This is a genomic window from Serratia quinivorans (genome assembly GCF_946227985.1).
GTDB lineage: Bacteria > Pseudomonadota > Gammaproteobacteria > Enterobacterales > Enterobacteriaceae > Serratia > Serratia quinivorans_A.
The window spans coordinates 19,000-38,672 of the sequence record NZ_CAMKGL010000005.1; the positions used below are offsets into that span (position 1 = coordinate 19,000).

General features: G+C 56.4%; 12 protein-coding genes. 7 read left to right on the forward strand and 5 right to left on the reverse strand.

Annotated elements, in window-relative coordinates:
- Positions 1-69: 69 nt before the first annotated feature.
- The 3 genes from pstB to OCH02_RS14700 are packed head-to-tail and all read right to left on the reverse strand — an operon-like array spanning position 70 to position 4,734.
- Positions 70-882 (reverse strand): phosphate ABC transporter ATP-binding protein PstB, encoded by an 813-nt coding sequence (gene pstB, locus OCH02_RS14690; protein WP_261431857.1) that lies wholly within the window; start codon positions 880-882, stop codon positions 70-72.
- A gap of 28 nt (positions 883-910) precedes the next feature.
- Entirely contained in the window at positions 911-2,563 is a 1,653-nt protein-coding gene (gene pstA, locus OCH02_RS14695) for a phosphate ABC transporter permease PstA (protein WP_261431858.1), read from the reverse strand.
- Positions 2,560-4,734 carry an ABC transporter permease subunit gene (locus tag OCH02_RS14700; RefSeq protein WP_261431859.1) on the reverse strand — a complete coding sequence of 725 codons (2,175 nt, stop codon included), beginning with the start codon at positions 4,732-4,734 and terminating at the stop codon, positions 2,560-2,562. Before OCH02_RS14700 ends, pstA begins: the two co-directional genes overlap by 4 nt.
- A gap of 394 nt (positions 4,735-5,128) precedes the next feature.
- On the opposite strand from OCH02_RS14700, the gene ppk1 reads away from it, so the two are divergent.
- Both ppk1 and ppx read left to right on the forward strand, forming a co-directional pair.
- Entirely contained in the window at positions 5,129-7,192 is a 2,064-nt protein-coding gene (gene ppk1, locus OCH02_RS14705; RefSeq protein ID WP_261431860.1) for a polyphosphate kinase 1, read from the forward strand.
- Positions 7,193-7,202: 10 nt separating this feature from the next.
- Positions 7,203-8,753, forward strand: coding sequence for an exopolyphosphatase (ppx, locus tag OCH02_RS14710; RefSeq protein ID WP_261431861.1), 1,551 nt, complete (start codon positions 7,203-7,205; stop codon positions 8,751-8,753).
- Between the two features lie 33 nt (positions 8,754-8,786).
- Here the strand turns inward: ppx and OCH02_RS14715 are convergent, their stop codons facing one another.
- Positions 8,787-11,006 carry an EAL domain-containing protein gene (locus OCH02_RS14715; RefSeq protein ID WP_261431862.1) on the reverse strand — a complete coding sequence of 740 codons (2,220 nt, stop codon included), beginning with the start codon at positions 11,004-11,006 and terminating at the stop codon, positions 8,787-8,789.
- A 397-nt stretch (positions 11,007-11,403) separates the two neighbouring features.
- Between OCH02_RS14715 and OCH02_RS14720 the strand changes: the two genes are divergently transcribed.
- The 4 genes from OCH02_RS14720 to OCH02_RS14735 all read left to right on the forward strand — a co-directional run bounded on the left by OCH02_RS14720 (position 11,404) and on the right by OCH02_RS14735 (position 16,583).
- Complete coding sequence (locus OCH02_RS14720) at positions 11,404-11,583, forward strand: YfgG family protein (RefSeq protein WP_261093131.1); 180 nt, start codon at positions 11,404-11,406, stop codon at positions 11,581-11,583.
- A 189-nt stretch (positions 11,584-11,772) separates the two neighbouring features.
- Positions 11,773-13,206: a magnesium transporter gene (gene mgtE, locus OCH02_RS14725; protein ID WP_261431863.1), complete on the forward strand. Its 1,434-nt coding sequence runs from the start codon at positions 11,773-11,775 to the stop codon at positions 13,204-13,206.
- A 162-nt stretch (positions 13,207-13,368) separates the two neighbouring features.
- A complete protein-coding gene (locus OCH02_RS14730) occupies positions 13,369-15,942 on the forward strand; it encodes a diguanylate cyclase (protein WP_261431864.1) in 2,574 nt (857 codons plus the stop codon).
- A gap of 290 nt (positions 15,943-16,232) precedes the next feature.
- Positions 16,233-16,583: a DNA-binding protein gene (locus OCH02_RS14735; RefSeq protein ID WP_261431865.1), complete on the forward strand. Its 351-nt coding sequence runs from the start codon at positions 16,233-16,235 to the stop codon at positions 16,581-16,583.
- Positions 16,584-16,588: 5 nt separating this feature from the next.
- Here the strand turns inward: OCH02_RS14735 and alkA are convergent, their stop codons facing one another.
- A complete protein-coding gene (gene alkA, locus OCH02_RS14740) occupies positions 16,589-18,085 on the reverse strand; it encodes a DNA-3-methyladenine glycosylase 2 (RefSeq protein ID WP_261431866.1) in 1,497 nt (498 codons plus the stop codon).
- 166 nt (positions 18,086-18,251) lie between these two features.
- Between alkA and yegD the strand changes: the two genes are divergently transcribed.
- Positions 18,252-19,604: a molecular chaperone gene (yegD, locus tag OCH02_RS14745; protein WP_261431867.1), complete on the forward strand. Its 1,353-nt coding sequence runs from the start codon at positions 18,252-18,254 to the stop codon at positions 19,602-19,604.
- The last annotated feature ends 69 nt before the right edge of the window (positions 19,605-19,673 follow it).

The following is a 19,673-nucleotide window of genomic DNA, read 5'->3' on the forward strand; positions in this document are numbered from 1 at the left end:
CCGCGAAAGCGGGTTTTTAACTGAATGAAGGCCTGGAGGCTATTTCACCGACAGAAAGCGCTAACGCCCTTAACCATAGCGCCCGGTAATGTAATCCTCGGTACGGCGCTGGCGCGGCGAGGTGAAAATGTCGTCGGTATCGTTGTATTCCACCAATCGGCCCTGGTGAATAAACGCCGTGTAATCGGATACTCGCGCCGCCTGTTGCATGTTGTGGGTCACCAGCACCACGCTGTAGTGCTGTTTCAGCGCGGAAATCAGCTCTTCAATGGTTAGCGTGGAGATAGGATCCAGCGCCGAGGTCGGTTCATCGAGCAGCAGCACTTCCGGTTCGATAGCGATTGCCCGCGCAATCACCAACCTCTGCTGTTGGCCGCTGGAAAGGCGAAACGCGTTCTCGCGCAGCCGGTCTTTTACCTCGTGCCACAGCGCTGCGGCACGCAGCGAACGTTCCACCGCTTCATCAAGGATGCGTCGATCGCGTACGCCCTGCAGTCGCAGGCCGTAAACCACGTTTTCATAAATCGATTTTGGGAAGGGATTTGGCCGCTGGAACACCATGCCGACCCGCCGCCTTAGCGCCGCAACGTCGATCTGCGTCCCGGAGATGCCCTGGCCGTTAAGTTGTAATTCGCCTTCAATCCGGCAGTTGTCCACCAAATCATTCATGCGGTTGAAACATCGCAACAGCGTCGATTTACCACAGCCGGATGGGCCGATCAGTGCAGTCACCCGATGTTTCGGGATACGCAGTGAAATATCGTGCAGTACCTGCTTCTCACCATAAAACAGCTTGAGATCCTTTACCGACAACGCGGTATCTTCATCACCAAGATGCTGGACATCCAGCCGGGGCAAACTGCCTGGCGTCATCAAACCCATTGGGCACTCTCCAGCAATAGCTTCATTGTTACTGCGACCATGCTTTGTACCGCTCCCTTAGCGAATGTCGGATGCCCATCGCCGCCAGATTCAACCCCACCACAATCGCCACTAACAGGAAGGCGGTGGCAAACACCAGCGGCCGTGCGGCTTCTACGCTCGGACTCTGGAAGGCCATATCGTAAATCTGGAAGCTCAGGTGCATAAACTTCCGCTCCAGATGCAGATACGGGAAAATATCATCCACCGGCAGCACCGGCACGGATTTCACCACGCCCACCAGCATCAACGGCGCGGTTTCCCCGGCGGCGCGCGCTACCGCAAGGATCAACCCCGTCATCATCGCGGGTGCTGCCATGGGTAAAACAATGCGCCACAGCGTTTCCGCCCGACTGGCCCCCAAAGCCAACGACCCCTGACGCAGAGAGGCTGGAATACGCGACAATCCCTCTTCGGTGGCGACAATCACCACCGGCAACGTCAATAGCGCCAGCGTCAATGCCGCCCACAACACGCCCGGCGTGCCAAAGGTCGGGTTGGGCAGCGCTTCCGGGAAGAACAGCTGATCGAGCGTGCCGCCAATCATATAAACAAAGAAGCCCAGACCAAACACCCCGTAGACAATCGAGGGTACGCCAGCCAGATTCACCACCGCAATACGGATCAGCCGTGTAAGCAAATTATTACCGGCGTACTCGTGCAGATAAACCGCGGCAATGACGCCGAACGGCATCACCACAATCGACATCAGGATCACCATCAGCACCGTGCCAAAAATGGCCGGGAATACGCCGCCTTCGGTATTGGCCTCGCGTGGGCTGTCACTAAGGAATTTCTTTACCTGCTCGCCCCAGTGCACCAGCTTCTGCGTGGTATTCATCGCATTGGGATACCAGGCATCGCGCACCTGGCTGAGCGCAATAGTATGAACCTGGCCGTGCATATCACGCAGCAGCAGCGCATCACGGTGACGATCGCGGTTCAAACCTTCCAGTCGGTCAGACAACAACCGATACTGACGTTGCAGCTCCAGTCTCTCAGCGTTGATGGACGCCTGCGCACGGGCGTCGAGCTTATCGTCATGCAGCAGGCTTTTCTCCCGCAGCCGCAACGCATCAAACCGTTGATTGATACGCGCCATATCACGGAACTGAATATCATGCGCCTGACGTGAAAGCGCGGCAATTTGCGGCAAACGCTGCAACAGCGCCTGGCTGAGATTACGCCCGGTCAACGGCTGGCCGTCCTCCAGCATGCCCGCCAGATAACCATAAGCGGTGCCATTGCTGTTGCGTTCCAGTACCAGCAAATTGCGCGGCGTGCTTTGGCTCAGAATGTCACCGGCCAGCAGCGTGCGGAAGTCCTGCCCTTCGCTGTCACGATTACCCACTTTGATCAGATAGCGTTCAAAACTCTGCGCATCTCCTGGCGGCAAGGCAACCCCGGACTCCTGCAATTGACGGCGCGGAATACTCTGCTGTTGGTACAGTTCGCCAATCATGATCACCGATCCTGCGCCGCTCTGATTGAGTTCAAACTGGTAGACCGGGCTGGGCCAGAAATAGCGCATCCCCTGCCCGGCCAGCAGCAGCATAATGCCGATCAACGCCAGCAGGCTGACGGCCACCGATCCGGCTGTCAGCCAGATCCACGGCGAGCCGCTCTTGGCCCAAAGCCTCATGGCGCCTCCTGATTCAGGGTATAGCGTTCACGCAGGCGCAGACGGATAGCCTCCGCCAGCGTGTTGAAGACAAAGGTGAAAATAAACAGCACCAGTGCGGTCAGGAACAGGACCCGGTAATGACTGCTGTCGGCCACCGCCTCCGGCATTTCGATAGCGATATTGGCCGCCAGGGCGCGCAAGCCCTGGAACAGGCTACCGTCGATCACTGGCGTATTGCCGGTCGCCATCAGCACAATCATGGTTTCACCTACAGCACGGCCAAAGCCTATCATCAGCGCCGAAAAAATACCGGCGCTGGCTGAAGGCAACACCACTCGCATCACGGTTTGCCATTGGGTCGCACCCAACGCCAGCGATCCCTGGCTCAGGGTAGCCGGTACGCTGAACAAGGCGTCTTCCGCCAGTGAGAAGATGATAGGTACCAGTGCGAAGCCCATTGCCACACCCACCACCAGTGCATTGCGCTGGTCGTAATCATCACCCAGCCAAAAATGCAGCGGCTCGCCAAACAGTTTTACCTCCAGCCACGGCCCCACGCTGAACGCCAGCCAGACGGTCAGTATTATCAGCGGCAGCAGGACCAGCAGATCCATGCCCGGCGGCAAGCGGCGCGGTGCCAGCTTGTTCACCAGAGCGCCGCAGGCCAGCACCACCGCCGCCAACAACAGCGGCAGTGACAGCACCGCAAACAGATAATGTTCAATCACCGGCGCCAACCAGATACCGGCCACCAGCCCAATCACCACCGTTGGCAGTGCGCCCATCACCTCGATCGCCGGCTTGATCACCCGTCGCAGTCCGGCCGACATGAAATAGGCGGTATAAATAGCCCCGGCCAATGCCAGTGGAATGGCAAACAGCATGGCGTAAGCCGCCGCCTTAAAGGTTCCAAAAATGACCGGCATCAGGCTGAACTTGGCCTGATAGCTGTCCTCCCCGGAGGTGGATTGCCACACATAGGCCGGTTCGGGGTAATTCTCATACCACACCTTGTGCCACAGCGAGCGCCAGGTGACGTCGGGATAAGGGTTCTCAATCGGATAATGCTGCCAGCCCTGCGTCGTTTCCAGCAGCAGGCCGTCACCCCGTGGAGCAAACGCCATCTGTTGCACCCCGGTGCTCAACCTGCCATTCAGCAACGGCTGCGGCTGAATGCTGGAGAACAGCGAGAAACCACCGTCGGGCCTCAGGGTAGCGAACACCCGACGATAAGGCTCGGCCACCAGCAAATCCCGTGGCTCGGACTGGTGGTCAAAATGCTGCACCGGCGTCAGTTGCCAGCGCTGCCCTTTTTCAACATCAAACCATTCACGCAAGCTAGCGTCAGCCGCTTCGATCAATAACGCACTGCCACCGGGCAAGGCCGTCAGTTGATAGGGAGTGCGATCGCCGAGGATGCGAGTTTCTTTAAGCTGTAACTGGGTGTCGTTAATTTGATAACGCGCCAGTCGATTACCCGACAGCAGATACAATTGACGGCCGTCCGGCGTCAGCACCAACTGTTGCACCGCGCTCTCCAGCGGGCTTTCACTCAGCTGCGGCGCCTGGTCGCTGCCAAAACGGCCAAACACCAAACGTTGGTCTTCGGTAACCCCGGCCAGCAAATACTGGCCGTGCCGCGCTTCGGACAGAGCCAACAACGCCAGGGGGCGCCCCTGTTTATCCAGCGCCAATGGGCGTTGCCCCAGTGGGAACAGCCACTGGGGTGCAGAGGTGCTCGCGGCGGCAAAATCCGCACTGGCAACAATAAAGCGACCATCGGCCTGCGCCAAGGCAAACAGGTCACGTTCCCCGGCCGCCTGGGTCAGCAACGTCGGTTTGGCCAGCAATGACTGCTGCGTCAGCGGAGAGCCGGCCCCGGCGGAGTCCTGCGGCGTCAGCCGGTAAAACTGCCCCAGCCCCTGCGTGTCAATGCGATAGCCGATACGCTGCTGCACATCCATGCCCAGCGCCAGCGCAGGCGCTGTGGCGCTAATCGGTAGCGGCTTTGCCTGCCCTATGGTCGCCGGTTTAAACAGTGGCAGCACCGCAAACAGCAGGTAAACGAAGATCAGCATTAACGTCATCAGCACCAGCAGCCCGCTGACGGTCACGGCCGCCTGCACGCTACGGTCGATGCGCGCACGCAGCCGATCCCGGGGATGTTGGTTTACCGTAGTCTGTGCCATGTCTCTCGCTGTCGCTGATATAAGCAGGCTTGCGCCATAGAATAACCGGGCATCTTATGTCAGTTTTATGACGTTTGCATGACAAAGTTGCCCACCGCGTGCGGCGAACTTTAGGCTACACATAAGCATTATTAATCACATATATTGCTGAAAAATGATGATAAACCCGATCACATCTATAAAAATAAAGCATGAAATGCGCCATTTTATGCCAGTTGGTAATGGCGCAGGGTCCCAACGCCGCAGAAAATATTTTTACGCTTTGAAATGCGTCGCGCCAGGGTAATGGATATGTTGGACTTTCCTGTCAATCTCTCGCAATAATGATGAAGGACACTGAAGCGGCATCCGGGCTGCGTCCCGGATCCTTTTCTAAAATTGAACTGGAGTGGCAATGGGTCAGGAAAAGCTCTACATCGAAAAAGAACTAAGCTGGTTATCCTTTAATGAACGCGTATTGCAGGAAGCCGCAGATAAGAGCAATCCCCTGATTGAGCGCATGCGTTTTCTGGGCATTTACTCCAATAACCTTGACGAGTTCTATAAGGTCCGCTTTGCCGATCTCAAACGACGTATCCTGATCAGCGAAGAACAAGGCTCTGGCGGCGCTTCACGTCATCTGCTGAAAAAGATCCAGGCCAAGGTATTAAAAACCGATCAAGAATTCGACAGCCTGTATAACGATTTGCTGCTGGAGATGGCGCGTAATCAGATCTTCCTGATCAACGAACGTCAGGTGTCGGAGAACCAGCAAATCTGGCTGCGACAATACTTCAAGCAGCATCTGCGTCAGCACATCACGCCCATCCTGATCAATCACGAAACCAACCTGGTGCAGTTCCTGAAAGACGATTACACCTATCTGGCGGTGGAGATTATTCGCGGCACACGCATCGATTATGCGCTGCTGGAGATCCCGTCCGACAAGGTGCCGCGCTTCGTCAACCTGCCGCCGGAAGCTCCGCGCCGTCGTAAACCGATGATCCTGCTGGACAACATTCTGCGCTACTGTCTGGACGATATTTTCAAAGGCTTCTTCGACTACGACGCGCTCAATGCCTATTCGATGAAAATGACCCGCGACGCAGAATACGACCTGGTCACTGAGATGGAATCGAGCCTGCTGGAACTGATGTCCTCCAGCCTGAAACAGCGCCTGACCGCCGAGCCGGTACGTTTTGTTTATCAGCGTGACATGCCGAATGAAATGGTGGAATTGCTGCGCGGCAAACTGGGTATCTCCAACTACGATTCGGTGATCGCCGGCGGCCGCTATCATAACTTTAAAGACTTTATCGGCTTCCCGAACGTCGGCAAGGCCAATCTGGTCAACAAACCGCTGCCGCGCCTGCGCCATACCTGGTTCGAAAAGTTCCGCAACGGTTTTGACGCCATCCGTGAACAGGACGTACTGCTTTACTACCCGTACCACACCTTTGAGCACGTGCTGGAACTGGTACGTCAGGCGTCGTTTGACCCCAGCGTGCTGGCGATAAAAATCAATATTTACCGCGTGGCGAAAGACTCGCGCATTATCGAATCGATGATCCACGCAGCCCACAACGGCAAGAAAGTCACGGTGGTGGTAGAGCTGCAGGCACGTTTTGATGAAGAGGCCAACATCCACTGGGCCAAGCGCCTGACTGAAGCCGGCGTGCACGTTATCTTCTCTGCTCCGGGCCTGAAAATCCACGCCAAACTGTTCCTGATCTCACGCCGTGAAGGCGATGAGATTGTGCGCTATGCTCATATCGGTACCGGCAACTTTAACGAGAAAACCGCACGTATTTATACCGACTATTCATTGCTGACCGCCGACTCACGCATCACCAACGAAGTGCGTCGGGTGTTTAACTTTATCGAAAACCCGTACCGGCCGGTCACCTTCGACAACCTGATGGTGTCGCCGCAGAACTCGCGCCTGAAGCTGTATGAGTTGATCGACCGGGAAATTGCCAATGCCGAAGCCGGGTTTCCCGCTGGCATTATGCTGAAAATCAACAATCTGGTGGATAAAGGGCTGGTAGATCGGCTATATACCGCATCCGGCGCCGGTGTAAAAATCCGCCTGTTGGTGCGAGGTATGTGTTCTTTGATTCCCAACCTGCCGGGGATCAGTGACAATATTCAAGTAATCAGCATCGTCGACCGCTATCTGGAACACGATCGGGTTTACGTTTTCGAAAACAAAGGTGACAAACTGGTTTATCTGTCCTCTGCCGACTGGATGACCCGTAACATAGATTACCGCATCGAAGTCGCGGTCTCGCTGCTGGATCCAACGCTGAAACAACGGGTTCTGGATATTCTGGAAATCCTGTTCAGCGACACGGTCAAGGCACGTTACCTCGATAAAGAACTGAGCAACCAGTACGTACCGCGCGGCAATCGCCGTAAAGTCCGTTCTCAGGTTGCCATTTACGAGTATTTAAAAGCTCTGGAACAACCAGGACAGTAGGCCAGCAACTATGCCGCTAAAAAGCACTGCAACAAACAAACCGCAGGAAATTGCTGCCATCGACCTCGGGTCGAACAGCTTCCATATGGTGATTGCCCGCGTCGTCAACGGCGCTTTACAGGTATTGGGCCGTTTAAAACAACGGGTCCACCTCGCCGATGGATTGGACAGCAACAATGTGCTCAGTGAAGAGGCAATAGAACGTGGACTGGCCTGCCTGGCGCTGTTTGCCGAACGGCTGCAGGGTTTCCCGGCGGATAACGTCACCATCGTCGGTACTCATACCCTGCGTCAGGCCGTTAACGCGGAAGTATTTCTCAAACGTGCCGCTAAAGTGATCCCCTACCCGATTGAAATCATCGCCGGGCAGGAAGAAGCCCGTCTGATCTTCATGGGCGTGGAACACACCCAGCCGGAAAAAGGCCGCAAGCTGGTGATCGATATCGGCGGCGGCTCCACTGAGCTGGTGATCGGCGAAGACTTTGAGCCGCTGCTGGCAGAAAGCCGCCGCATGGGCTGCGTCAGCTTTGCTCAGCAGTTTTTCCCAGGCGGTGAAATCAGCAAAAACAATTTCAAGCGTGCGCGCCTGGCAGCGGCACAGAAGCTGGAAACCCTGGCCTGGCAGTATCGCATCCAGGGGTGGCAATACGCATTGGGTGCCTCCGGTACCATCAAGGCCGCGCACGAAGTGCTGGTGGAGATGGGCGAAAAAGATGGCCTGATCACCCTGGAACGCCTGGAAATGCTGGCGGAACAGGTATTGCAGTTTAAAAGCTTCAGTTCGCTGAGCCTGCCGGGGCTGTCGGAAGATCGTCAGTCGGTGTTTGTACCGGGTCTGGCGATCCTGTGCGGCGTGTTCGACGCACTGGCAATCCGCGATCTGCGCCTTTCCGACGGCGCACTGCGCGAAGGCGTGCTGTACGAGATGGAGGGCCGTTTCCGCCATCAGGATATCCGCAGCCGTACCGCCAAAAGCCTGGCCGATCACTACAATATCGATCGTGAGCAGGCCAAGCGAGTGCTGGAAACCACCGAACTGCTGTACGCCCAGTGGATGGCGCAAAACACCAAGCTGGCAAATCCGCAGTTGGAAGCGCTGCTGAAATGGGCCGCCATGCTGCATGAGGTAGGGCTGAGCATCAACCACAGCGGCATGCATCGCCACTCGGCCTATATTCTGCAAAACACCAACCTGCCTGGCTTTAATCAGGAGCAGCAGTTGCTGCTGGCGGCGCTGGTGCGTTTCCACCGCAAGGGCATCAAGCTGGAAGAACTGCCACGACTGAACCTGTTCAAGAAAAAGCACTACCTGCCATTGATCCAACTGCTGCGTTTGAGCACCCTGCTCAACAACCAGCGTCAGTCGACCACCACACCCGAGACGCTGCGCCTGAGTACCGATGACAATCACTGGACGCTGCGTTTCCCGGCCGGTTATCTGGGGTTAAACAACCTGGTACAACTGGATCTTGAACGTGAGCAGGCCTACTGGAATGACGTCGTCGGCTGGAAGCTGATTTGCGAAGAAGAAGATACCCAAAACGAGCAACGCTCTGCCTGAGTCTTTCGCCCCCTGCCTGCCAGGGGGCAACACTCAACGCGATGTCGGTAACAGCGCCACCAAGGGCTGTGGCTCGCCGATGAAATAGCCCTGCATATAATCCACGCCAACCCCTTTCAGCGCGACCAACTGCTCCATGCTTTCCACATATTCCGCCACTATCGCCAGTCGCTTCATGCGTGCAACCTTGCAGATAGACGTTATGACCTGGAAATCCACCGGATTGGTCAGCATGTCACGCACGAAACTACCGTCGATTTTCAACATGTCGACCGGCAGCATCTTCAGCCGATCGTAGCTGGCATAGCCGGTACCGAAGTCATCCAGCGCAATGCGACACCCCATCTCACGCAGTGCCTGCAAGTTGGCCCCGGCGTAGGCCGTATCCTGCAACAGGTGCGATTCGGTCACTTCCAGCGTCAGTTGGTATGGCTCAATCTGGTACTGCTCCAGCAGGCTGTTGACATCGTGGCGTAGCATTGGCCGGCACAGCGAAGAAGGTGACAGATTAACTGCAAAGCGCACACTGGGCAGTTCGGCACGGTACTGATCCATAAATTTCAGCGTATTGCGCAATACCCACAGGTCCAGCCGATAGGCCAGACCGAATTCATGTGCCACCGGCAGGAAATCATTAGGCGATATGATCTCTCCGCACGCGTCGCGCATGCGCAGCAGAATTTCATGATATCGGTCACCGCGCAGGCCCACGATCGGCTGCGCCATCAGAATGAACCCATCGTTATCCAGCGAATGCTGTACGCCATGCAGTAGCGCAACCTTGCGTTTGATCTCCTCCTGCACCCATTGGCCACCGTTTTGCACACTCTCCGGTTTACCGCTGGTCAATGATACTTCAGCCAACGAGCTGAGTTCCCCCAGCAGAAGGTAGAGATGTTCGAAATCGGCATTCACGCTGCAATAGCCTAATCCCAACGGGGGATGGAGCGGCAAACCGTTCCATATCAGACGGAATTTCTCCAGCGCGCGGTAAATCTGCAAAACTTTTTCTTCGCTGTCTTCGCCATCCACCCGCAGCAACAGGTCATAACCCGGCAGATGATAAACGCCCTCGCCGGCGGCCAGTACCTGATGCAGCAACGCCGCCAACTGCTGTTTGAAACGAATGCGCAATTGCAAGCCATAGTTGCGGCTCAGCAAATCCAGCTCACTAACGCGCAGGAAACACAGCGTTGAGGGTAATGACTGGGCCAGATCGCGCTTGAGGGCCCGCAGGTTAGGCAATCCGATCAACGGATCTTGCAGCGCAGCGCTTTGCGCCCTGGCATGGCTTAATCGCTGGCGGGTATTGAGCGCCGACATCAGGTAAATGCACAGGGTAAACACCACCATCATCGAAGAGATGACCGCCAGGTTATGCAATAAATTGTCGTGCTGTGCATAACCGGGATAATGGAAAAACAGCACCAGCAGAGTGGAAGACCAGATAATACAGTTGAATTGGTAGCCAAAGCGCATCGCGCCATACAGCATCACCGGCAGCAGCAATATCAGGCCATACCCCCCCAGCAGCAGAGGGTTGGCGTTTTTGGCGTAGTAAGACAGCAAGGCCACCATGCTGATCAGCACCAGCAACCACAGAGACAACTCTTTTTTATCGGCCATGGGGGCCATTTCGCGGCCAAAACGTCGCCACAGCGTCAGCGCGAACCTGGGCTTGTTCAAAAGACGCAACATAAAGTAAAACAGCGGCATAGCGGACAGGCAACCCAACAGCAGCGCCTGAAAATTGACCAGAGCCAACAAATAATCACTATCGCCGGGCATCATCCCCAGTTCGTCGGGCAATTGGGCCAGAGCGACCAGCAGTTTCAGGCCGAAGACAAACAGCAACGCCGGCAGCACCACCAGCCAGATCAACCTCGCTTTGACCAATGCCGGTACGCCGGGGGCCGCACACCAACGACGCTGAGTCTGGCTGCGATAGCCCAACCAGCACAGGATCAGACAAAGCAGGTACAACGAGGTAACCAATATGCCGCTCTCCAGCCCCAGTCGGCTCGCGTATCGCAACATGATGGCAAGGGTAATGCCCGGCAGCGCCCGCCAGTCGTAGACCATCAACAACGCAATGCAGGCCGCCAGTGGCAGATACAGCAGATAGACTTTGCCCTCGGGCAACATAATGCGCGGTGACAGCCAACCGGCGAACGGGATCAACATCAAGCCCCAGATGAGGGGATAACCCCACCAGCGCTCGCGTAAATGCTTCCAGAATATTGGCTTAACCATAAAAGTAACGAGTCCGTCAGGGCGCAATTCCATTCGCGCGTTCAGGTAATAAGGCAGGTTCCTTTACGTACCTCTATCCATTCATGAGGCAAAGTAAAAGTAACATATGCGACAGGAGAATGAGGTGGAATTTTATGCGCCAGGGTCTGCAAGGGTTTGACTGCGATCAATCAAGAAGGAAAAGTTGGGTAAAAATGTGTAAGCCTATTTTGGGTATTATCTTAAGCCTATGATCTAACAGACAAACTAAAACTCTTGCTAAACATAAGTGAAATATCGACGGTACCGACTGGAAATAAATGGACAATATTTGTCATCGATAGCTAAAATTCCGTTTACAATTTATCGGCTTTCACCGTCGTTGAATGACACAGGAAACCGGCACGCCGGGTGATATATGCGTAAAAAAACCACCGGACAGATGACAAAAATAGTGCTGTTTGTCAGCTTTATCATTTTGGTTGGCCGTCTGCTGTATGCAGCGGTGGTCGCAGTACCCCATCATCAGGAAAAAAAGCTCGCCCCTTATCAAACTACCACCGAAACAGGCGGCGAAAACCAGGACACTTCTCCCTGATTTCAAAAACCCACGCTGCTCTGCAGGGCTTGCGAATAGTTAAGCAGCCTGCCGATGTTTCGGCATGCCAGGCCCCTTACTTATTCCTCAGCTTCTGCTGCCATTTCATAAAAATGACGTCTGCATTCACTAAGCTCTTTGTTGTTCAGAGCCTGTCTGTAAAGACCCTGAGTGCCAGTAAGGAATATCATGTCAGCCGCAACGCATAATGTTAAAAAAGTCGCTGAGCACCGCCAGCGCATTCTTTCTCTGCTGTTAAATAACAAAGACCTGGTCGACGGTATTCTCGGCCGACCGGGTGACGAAAACGCCCTTAGCAAAAGCGAACTGCTCAACCAGACCGCTGAAATTACCGGCCTGCTGGACGATATGCATGCCGCCGATTTGGCTGACTTGCTCGAAGCGCTGCCGCAGGACGAACGTCTGGCGTTGTGGCGGCTGGTAGGTAACGCCAAGCGCGGCCAGGCGCTGGTGGAAGTCGCCGAACCGGTGTGGGACAGCCTGATCGAAGAAATGAGCGATAAAGACCTGCTCAAAGCAATCAAAACGCTGGACGTTGATGAACAGGCCTATCTGGCGCAATACCTGCCGCGTAACCTGATGGGGCGCCTGCTGACCTCGATGGAACCGGAGCAGCGAGCCCAGGTGCGCGAGATGATCCACTACGGCAAGGACACCGTCGGCTGGATGATGGATTTTGAACTGGTCACAGTGCGCCCGGACGTCACCCTCGGCGCGGTGCATCGCTTCCTGCGCCTGCGCAAAACCATACCGGCGGCCACCGATAAACTCTTTGTCACCGATCGTAAAAATACCCTGCTCGGCGAGTTGCCGCTCACTGCGGTGCTGCTCAATGATCCGGAAACACAAGTGCAGGCGGTGATGGACAGCGATCCCACCCGTTTTCTGCCGGAAGAAAAAGCCGAGGCCGCGGCCAGTGCGTTCGAACGTTATGACCTGATCAGCGCCCCGGTGGTCGATGCCAAAGGCAAGCTGATGGGCCGCCTGACGATTGAAGAGATCGTCGACGTGGTCAACGAGGAAAGCGACAGCAACCTGCGACGCATGGGGGGCTTAAGCCCGGAAGAAGACGTGTTTGCCCCGGTCAGCAAAGCGGTGAAAACCCGCTGGGCCTGGCTGGCGATCAACCTGTGTACCGCATTTATCGCGTCACGCGTTATCGGCCTGTTTGAACACACCATTTCACAACTGGTGGCGCTGGCGGCATTGATGCCAATCGTCGCCGGTATCGGTGGCAACACCGGTAACCAGACCATTACCATGATCGTCCGCGCGTTGGCACTGCATCAAATCGAAGTCGGCAATATCTCCCGCCTGATGTTCAGGGAGCTGGGGGTCGCCATCATCAACGGCGTGGTCTGGGGCGGTATCATGGGCATAGTCACCTGGTTGTTATATGGTGACTGGGCGATGGGCGGCGTAATGACGCTGGCGATGATCCTCAACCTGCTGGTTGCCGCACTAATGGGGGTGGTGATCCCGATGGCCATGCTAAAAATGGGACGCGATCCGGCGGTCGGTTCCAGCGTCTTGATTACCGCGCTGACCGACACCGGCGGCTTCTTTATCTTCCTCGGTCTGGCCACCCTCTTCCTGCTCTAACCTCTGATGGCCGGCGGTTACGCCGGCTTTTACAACATCTCACTAAAGCCGCCTGATTCAGTAGGCTTTATTGCCGTGCTGTACTACCCTTTGGCAATGAACTTTCCACCTCATCCGCGTCATGACGTCGTTCAGTGACAGAGGCCAGCGTTAAGGTTGTCTATGGATATTAGCGCACCGAATCATCTGACCACGCGCAAGGGCGCACTGCTGACGCATACGTTGCTGGCAACCCCAGTGGTTTTCCTGTTGGCGGTGCTCTGCCTGACACTGTCCAGTGAGTCCAGCCACTTTACCCCGCTGTGGTTCCCCACCGCCGCCATCATCACGGTGCTGTATCGCCACCCGCCGCACCAATGGGGCTTGCCATTGCTGGCCAGCGGCGTCGCCATCGTCACTGCCAGCACGTTGCTGTACGGTTTTAGCTGGCTACCGGTAAAACTGTCGCTGATCAACCTGCTGGAAGCCACATCCTGTACTTTGTTGCTGCGCCGTATGCTGTTGCCGGACGATCCGTTGGATAGCCTGGCCAGTTGGCTGAAATTTGTGGTTTGCGCCGTGATTTTCACCCCCTTGTTCAGCGCCTTGCTGGCCGCCTGGTGGGTCCCTGCCCCCGGACAAAGCTTCTGGCAACCGTTCAACACCTGGTTTATTTCAGAAGCCATTGGCGTGCTGTCACTAACGCCCATTGGGCTGGTGTACCGCCGCCGCATGCTGGAGCAATTGAACCTATTTCCCATGTTGCTGGTGCTGATGGCATCGCTGGTTTTTTGTTATCTGGCGCTGACCTATCTGCCCTTTCCGTTTACCTTCGTCATTCTTCCGTTACTGTGGGCGGCAATTGCCCTGCCACGGCTGGAAGCCTTTACCATCTGCTTTTGCACCGCGCTGATGATCACCGTGATGATCTCATTCGGGCTGTTGCATTTTCGTGCTCCCACCACACTGCTTAGCGACATTGGAATCTATCTGCCAATTCTGTTGATTCTGATCCCGGCGCATTCAATGACGATGGTAATGCACGCCTTCCGGGTAGAGAAACAGCATATCGTCGAGAGCGAAACCCGTTTTCGTAATGCGCTGGAGTATTCTGCCATCGGCATGGCGTTGGTGTCGCCACAGGGGAAATGGCTGCAGGTCAACCAGGCATTGTGCACGCTGTTGGGGTATACCCCGGAAGCATTACGCCGCCTGACGTTTCAGGAAATCACCCACCCGGACGATCTGAATGCCGACCTGGTGCAATTGCGTGACCTGCTCGACGGCCATATCAGCAGCTACACCCTTGAAAAGCGCTATATCCGCAGTGACGGCGAACATGTCTGGACGCTGCTGGCGGTATCGATGGTGCGCGATGCTGAAGGCCTGCCGCTGTATTTTATTTCACAGGTGGAAGACATCAGCGAACTGAAACGCACCGCGGCGGAAAATCATCGTCTGGTTGAACGCATCACCCTGGCCAATCAGGTCGGGGGGATCGGCGTTTGGGAGTGGATGATGGATGGCGAAGAACTCATCTGGGACAAGCGCATGTTTGAACTTTATGACCTCAGCCCAGATCAGAAACCGACGCTGTCACTCTGGCGGACGCGATTGCTGCCGGAAGATCGCGAGCGTACCGACCATGAAATGTCCTCTTTGCTGGACCAGCCACGGCCGTTTGTCCTGGAATTCCGGCTACTCACTCGTCAGGGAGAAGTGCGTCATATCCGCGGCCAGGGCAACGTCATTCTTGACGGTCAGGGCAAGGCGTTGCGCATGATCGGCACCAACATCGACATGACGGAAGTACGCAACCTGACCGAAGCGCTGCACCAGGAAAAAGAGCGTCTGCACATCACCCTCGACGCCATCGGTGAAGGCGTGATCTCCACCAACGACGCGATGCAGATTACCTTTATGAACCCGGTGGCCGAACAGATGTGTGGCTGGCCGCTGAGCCTGGCGGTCGGCATGCCCATTGCCGGGGTGATACGCATGACCCACGGCAAAGATGGCCCGGAAGTCGAAAACCCGGTTCAGTGCTGCTTACAGGAAAATCGCCAACTTTCAGCGGATTATGCCCTGGTGCTACACAGCCGTGATGGTCGCCACTTCGACATTCAGCAGTCGGTATCACCGCTGAAAACCCTCAATGATGAAGTGATGGGTGCGGTGATGGTACTGCAAGATGTCACCGCCTCTCGCGAACTGATGCGAAAACTGAGTTACAACGCCTCTCACGATGCCCTGACCACCCTGCCAAATCGAGTCAGCTTTGAGACACGGCTAAAAAACGCCATCACCGACGTCGCCGGGCAGCAACGACAGCATGCCCTGGTGTTCCTCGATCTTGACCGTTTCAAAGCGGTCAATGACAGTGCCGGTCATGCGGCAGGCGATGCGTTGCTGAGGGATATCGCACAACTGATGCAACACCACCTGCGCCACAACGATTGTCTGGCAAGGCTCGGGGGCGATGAGTTTGGATTAATCCTGTTTGACTGCCCGTGCGAGCAGGCCAAGTCCCTGATACAGCAGTTGGTAAACCATATCAGTCAGCATCCGTTCTATTGGGAGGGCAAGATTTATCACGTGGGCGCCAGCGCCGGCATCACCCTTATCGATAGCGACAGCGGTAAAAGCAGTGAACTGCTGGCACAGGCTGACATCGCCTGTTATACCGCCAAGCATCAGGGCCGTGGGCTGGTCTATTTGTACCAAGCGCACCCTGACGCGCCACATCACAGAAACTAGCACCAGGGCCTGCCAGTGGCACTGGAACCCCCGTTGAGGCAATGACTCATTGCGGGGGTTATTGCGGCATTCGCGAATCCCCTTTATCCAACACAGCTCTCCTGCCTTTCGAACCCTGGCGTCATTGGCCACATGATCCCTATCACATTTTTTTTGCTTAGCCTGCCTGAAGTTAATGGTATAACTAACGAGTTAAAGTTAATCGTTTAAACAAAACCTCGATACGGAAATCAGCACGCGCGTTAATTTCCACCCCCCTCTTTAAACGTGATTGCTCAGGGATAATGGCTATGAAAAACGAGTGGTTTGCCGCCAGAGAGCTGACCGGCATTGCAGGACTGCCCTCCTCGCCACAGGGAATCAACTTGATGGCCCGCCGTGAAGGTTGGATCAGTCGCCGCCGAAAAGGCGTACAGGGCAAAGCGGTGGAATACCACATTAACAGCCTGCCGATCGGCACACGCAACCTGCTGATGCTGCAAGAAGATCCCGCAGAATATCAGGTTGAACGCCAGGATCCGCTGGCGGTATGGGTTGAGTATTACTATCACCTGAGCGAAAGCGAACGCGAGAAGGTACTGACGTTCCTGATGCGTGAAGGGATCGACAGCCTGCTAGCGCGCATTGCCGCCGAAGAGTAATACGGCTAGCCGTCAGTGTCCGTTGACGGTACCCAGCCATCGTTATGCCACAGATGCAGCGTGGCGTAAGAGCGCCACGGCCGCCAGCGTTCGGCATAGTTTTCAATCTGGCGTGGCGTCATCCCCGGAAAGCGCTGTTTGATCAGGTAATCCCCTGTCAGAAACACGTCCGGCCATGACCAGGCACGCATGGCGATATAACTGGCCGTCCAACTGCCAATCCCCGGCAACGCCGTCAGTGCCTTGATCCCCTGCTCAATATCCAGCACGTTTTCCAACTGCAGCCGCCCTTCGGTGAGCGCCCGTGCGATGGCGATAATCGCCGCTGCGCGTTTCAGTTGCACCCCCATCGGGCGTAACTCTTCGGGTTGCAGTTGTGCTATCTGTTCGGCCTTGGGAAACACATGAGTAATGCCGGCATAAGGCTGTTCCAGCGGCGTTCCCCAGCGTTCCACCATGCGCCCGGCAAAGGTCGCCGCCATCTTGACGCTGACCAATTGCCCGAGCACCGCCCGGGTCGCCTGTTCAAAACTGTTGACGCAGCCGGGCAACCGCAGGCCCGGCGCATCGGCGGCAAGCTGCCCCAAAGCCTGGACGATCAGATCTGGCGCCGCGTCCAGATCAAACAGCTGGCGGATGCGACGCAGCACTTCCGTGGTCACCCGACTGAGGGCCGGGGCAATCTCCACCCGCACTCGATTGTGGCTCTCTTCCGGCTGCACGCTGACCCAGCCGTGATAATCAATGCCGCCCTGGGTGATGGCGATCGCCCGCAGATACTGTTGCCCTTCCACCTTTTCCACCCCGCTCACCGCACGGGTTTGCAAAAAACTCAGCATACGCGGCCAGTCATAGGGCGGCCGGTAACCCAGATGAAATACCAGCCCGCTGGCGACGGTGCGTTCATTGCGGCCGCTGCTGCTGCGCAGCGCCGAGGGGATCAGCCGGTAGCGCGCCTTGAACAGTTCGTTAAAGCGTCGCAGGCTGCCGAAACCGGCGGCGAACGCCACCTCACTCAGTGGCATATCAGTATCCGCCAACAGCCGTTTGGCCTGTAACAGCCGGTGCGATTGGGCATAATCAATCGGCGAGGCGCCAAACTGATCGGCAAAAATGCGCCGCAGGTGGCGATCGGAAATGCCCAACCGCACGGCCAGTTGCTCGCAGCTGTGCTCCGACAGATACCCTTGTTCAATCAGCTGCACCGCCACCTGGGCATAGCGATTACCCAGATCAATCAACGCCAGCCCCGGCGCCAATTCCGGCCGACACTTCAGACAAGGGCGAAACCCGGCCAGCTCCGCCGCCGCCGCGCTCGGGTAAAAGGTGCAATTCTCAATTTTCGGCGTGCGGGCACTGCACACCGGGCGGCAATAAATGCCGGTCGAAGAAACGCCGACGAAAAAGCGGCCATCGAATTTGCGATCGCGCGCACTCAGTGCCTGATACAACGCCTGCTGTTGATTTTTCATGGCCACGCTCGGGGTCAGTTTTTTGTTCATTATGCGACTCGGCTGATACGCTGACGTGCGGGATTCGGACATTAAGTTAAGCACGCGCTCCCGTTCGCCGCTAAAATTTTCGTCAGTTATGCGCTCGCACGTTGCCCGAGGGGCAAGTCTCGGGTAAAGTCGCCCCCCTTCATCGGCATGGGGAGTGAGAAAAGACATGTTTATTGGATTCGATTACGGAACGGCCAACTGTTCCGTTGCAGTGATGCGTGATAACGGCCCCGAGCTGCTGACGTTGGAAAACAACGACCCCTATCTGCCGTCGATGCTGTGCGCACCGACGCGTGAAGCCGTGAGCGAGTGCCTGCACCGTCACTGGCAGGTGCCGACCGGCAGCGAAGAGAATCAGCAACTGCTGCGCCGGGCGATCAACTACAACCGTGAAGAAGACATCCCGGTCGCCAGCAACAGCGTACTGTTCGGCCTGCAGGCGCTGGCACACTACGTTGAAGATCCGGAAGAGGTGTATTTTGTTCGCTCACCGAAATCCTTCCTCGGTGCCAATGGCCTGAAGCCACAGCAGATCGCGCTGTTTGAAGATCTGGTGTGTGCCATGATGTTCCACATCAAGCGGCAGGCGGAAAACGTTCTGCAGGACAGCATCAGTCAGGCGGTCATCGGTCGCCCGATCAACTTCCAGGGCATGGGCGGTGAAGATGCCAACCAGCAGGCGCAGGGCATTTTGCAGCGCGCAGCCGAGCGTGCCGGGTTCAAAGACATTGAATTCCAGTTCGAGCCGGTCGCGGCAGGCCTGGACTTCGAAGCCACGCTGACCGAAGAGAAAACCGTGCTGGTGGTAGACATCGGCGGCGGTACCACCGACTGCTCGGTGCTGCTGATGGGGCCGCAATGGCGTGACCGCGCCGATCGCCAGCAAAGCCTGTTGGGGCACAGCGGTTGCCGCGTGGGCGGTAACGATTTGGATATCATGCTGGCATTCAAACAGTTGATGCCACTGTTCGGCATGGGCGGCGAAACCGGCAAGGGCATCGCCCTGCCCGCGCTGCCATACTGGAACGCCGTCGCCACCAACGACGTACCGGCGCAAAACGACTTTTACAGCGTCGCCAACGGCCGCATGCTGCGCGATCTAATCCGCGATGCCGCCGAGCCGGAAAAGGTCAAACGCCTGCTGAAAGTTCACCAGCAACGTCTGAGCTACCGTTTGGTACGCGCGGCAGAGGAGAGTAAAATCGCCTTGTCTGCGCAGCAAAACATCAGCGCACCGCTGGCTTTCGTCCAAGCTGATTTGGCGGAAACCATCAGCCAGGATCAGCTTGCCGAGGCTATTTCGCAGCCTCTGCTGCGCATTCAGGAGCAGGTCAGCGCCGCACTGGCCAGCAGCCAGACCGCGCCACAGGTGATTTATCTCACCGGCGGCAGTGCACGTTCACCGCTGCTGCGCGCCGCGCTGCAACAGCAGTTGCCGGGCATTCCTATCGTCGGAGGCAACGATTTCGGCTCGGTCACCGCCGGGCTGGCACGCTGGGCGCAAACGCTGTTCCGTTAATGGCTTTAGACTGCTGACAAACCCGCACAGGGCTATACAGTAGGGGTCGAACCCATGTTCGACCCGATT

Excerpts from the sequence above, each read along its gene's own strand:
- OCH02_RS14730 (WP_261431864.1), top strand. The coding sequence starts at position 13,369 with ATGGATATTAGCGCACCGAATCATCTGACCACGCGCAAGGGCGCACTG.
- pstA (WP_261431858.1), bottom strand. The coding sequence starts at position 2,563 with ATGAGGCTTTGGGCCAAGAGCGGCTCGCCGTGGATCTGGCTGACAGCC.
- OCH02_RS14735 (WP_261431865.1), top strand. The coding sequence starts at position 16,233 with ATGAAAAACGAGTGGTTTGCCGCCAGAGAGCTGACCGGCATTGCAGGA.
- yegD (WP_261431867.1), top strand. The coding sequence starts at position 18,252 with ATGTTTATTGGATTCGATTACGGAACGGCCAACTGTTCCGTTGCAGTG.
- OCH02_RS14715 (WP_261431862.1), bottom strand. The coding sequence starts at position 11,006 with ATGGTTAAGCCAATATTCTGGAAGCATTTACGCGAGCGCTGGTGGGGT.
- mgtE (WP_261431863.1), top strand. The coding sequence starts at position 11,773 with ATGTCAGCCGCAACGCATAATGTTAAAAAAGTCGCTGAGCACCGCCAG.
- OCH02_RS14700 (WP_261431859.1), bottom strand. The coding sequence starts at position 4,734 with ATGGCACAGACTACGGTAAACCAACATCCCCGGGATCGGCTGCGTGCG.
- alkA (WP_261431866.1), bottom strand. The coding sequence starts at position 18,085 with ATGAACAAAAAACTGACCCCGAGCGTGGCCATGAAAAATCAACAGCAG.
- OCH02_RS14720 (WP_261093131.1), top strand. The coding sequence starts at position 11,404 with ATGCGTAAAAAAACCACCGGACAGATGACAAAAATAGTGCTGTTTGTC.
- ppx (WP_261431861.1), top strand. The coding sequence starts at position 7,203 with ATGCCGCTAAAAAGCACTGCAACAAACAAACCGCAGGAAATTGCTGCC.
- ppk1 (WP_261431860.1), top strand. The coding sequence starts at position 5,129 with ATGGGTCAGGAAAAGCTCTACATCGAAAAAGAACTAAGCTGGTTATCC.
- pstB (WP_261431857.1), bottom strand. The coding sequence starts at position 882 with ATGGGTTTGATGACGCCAGGCAGTTTGCCCCGGCTGGATGTCCAGCAT.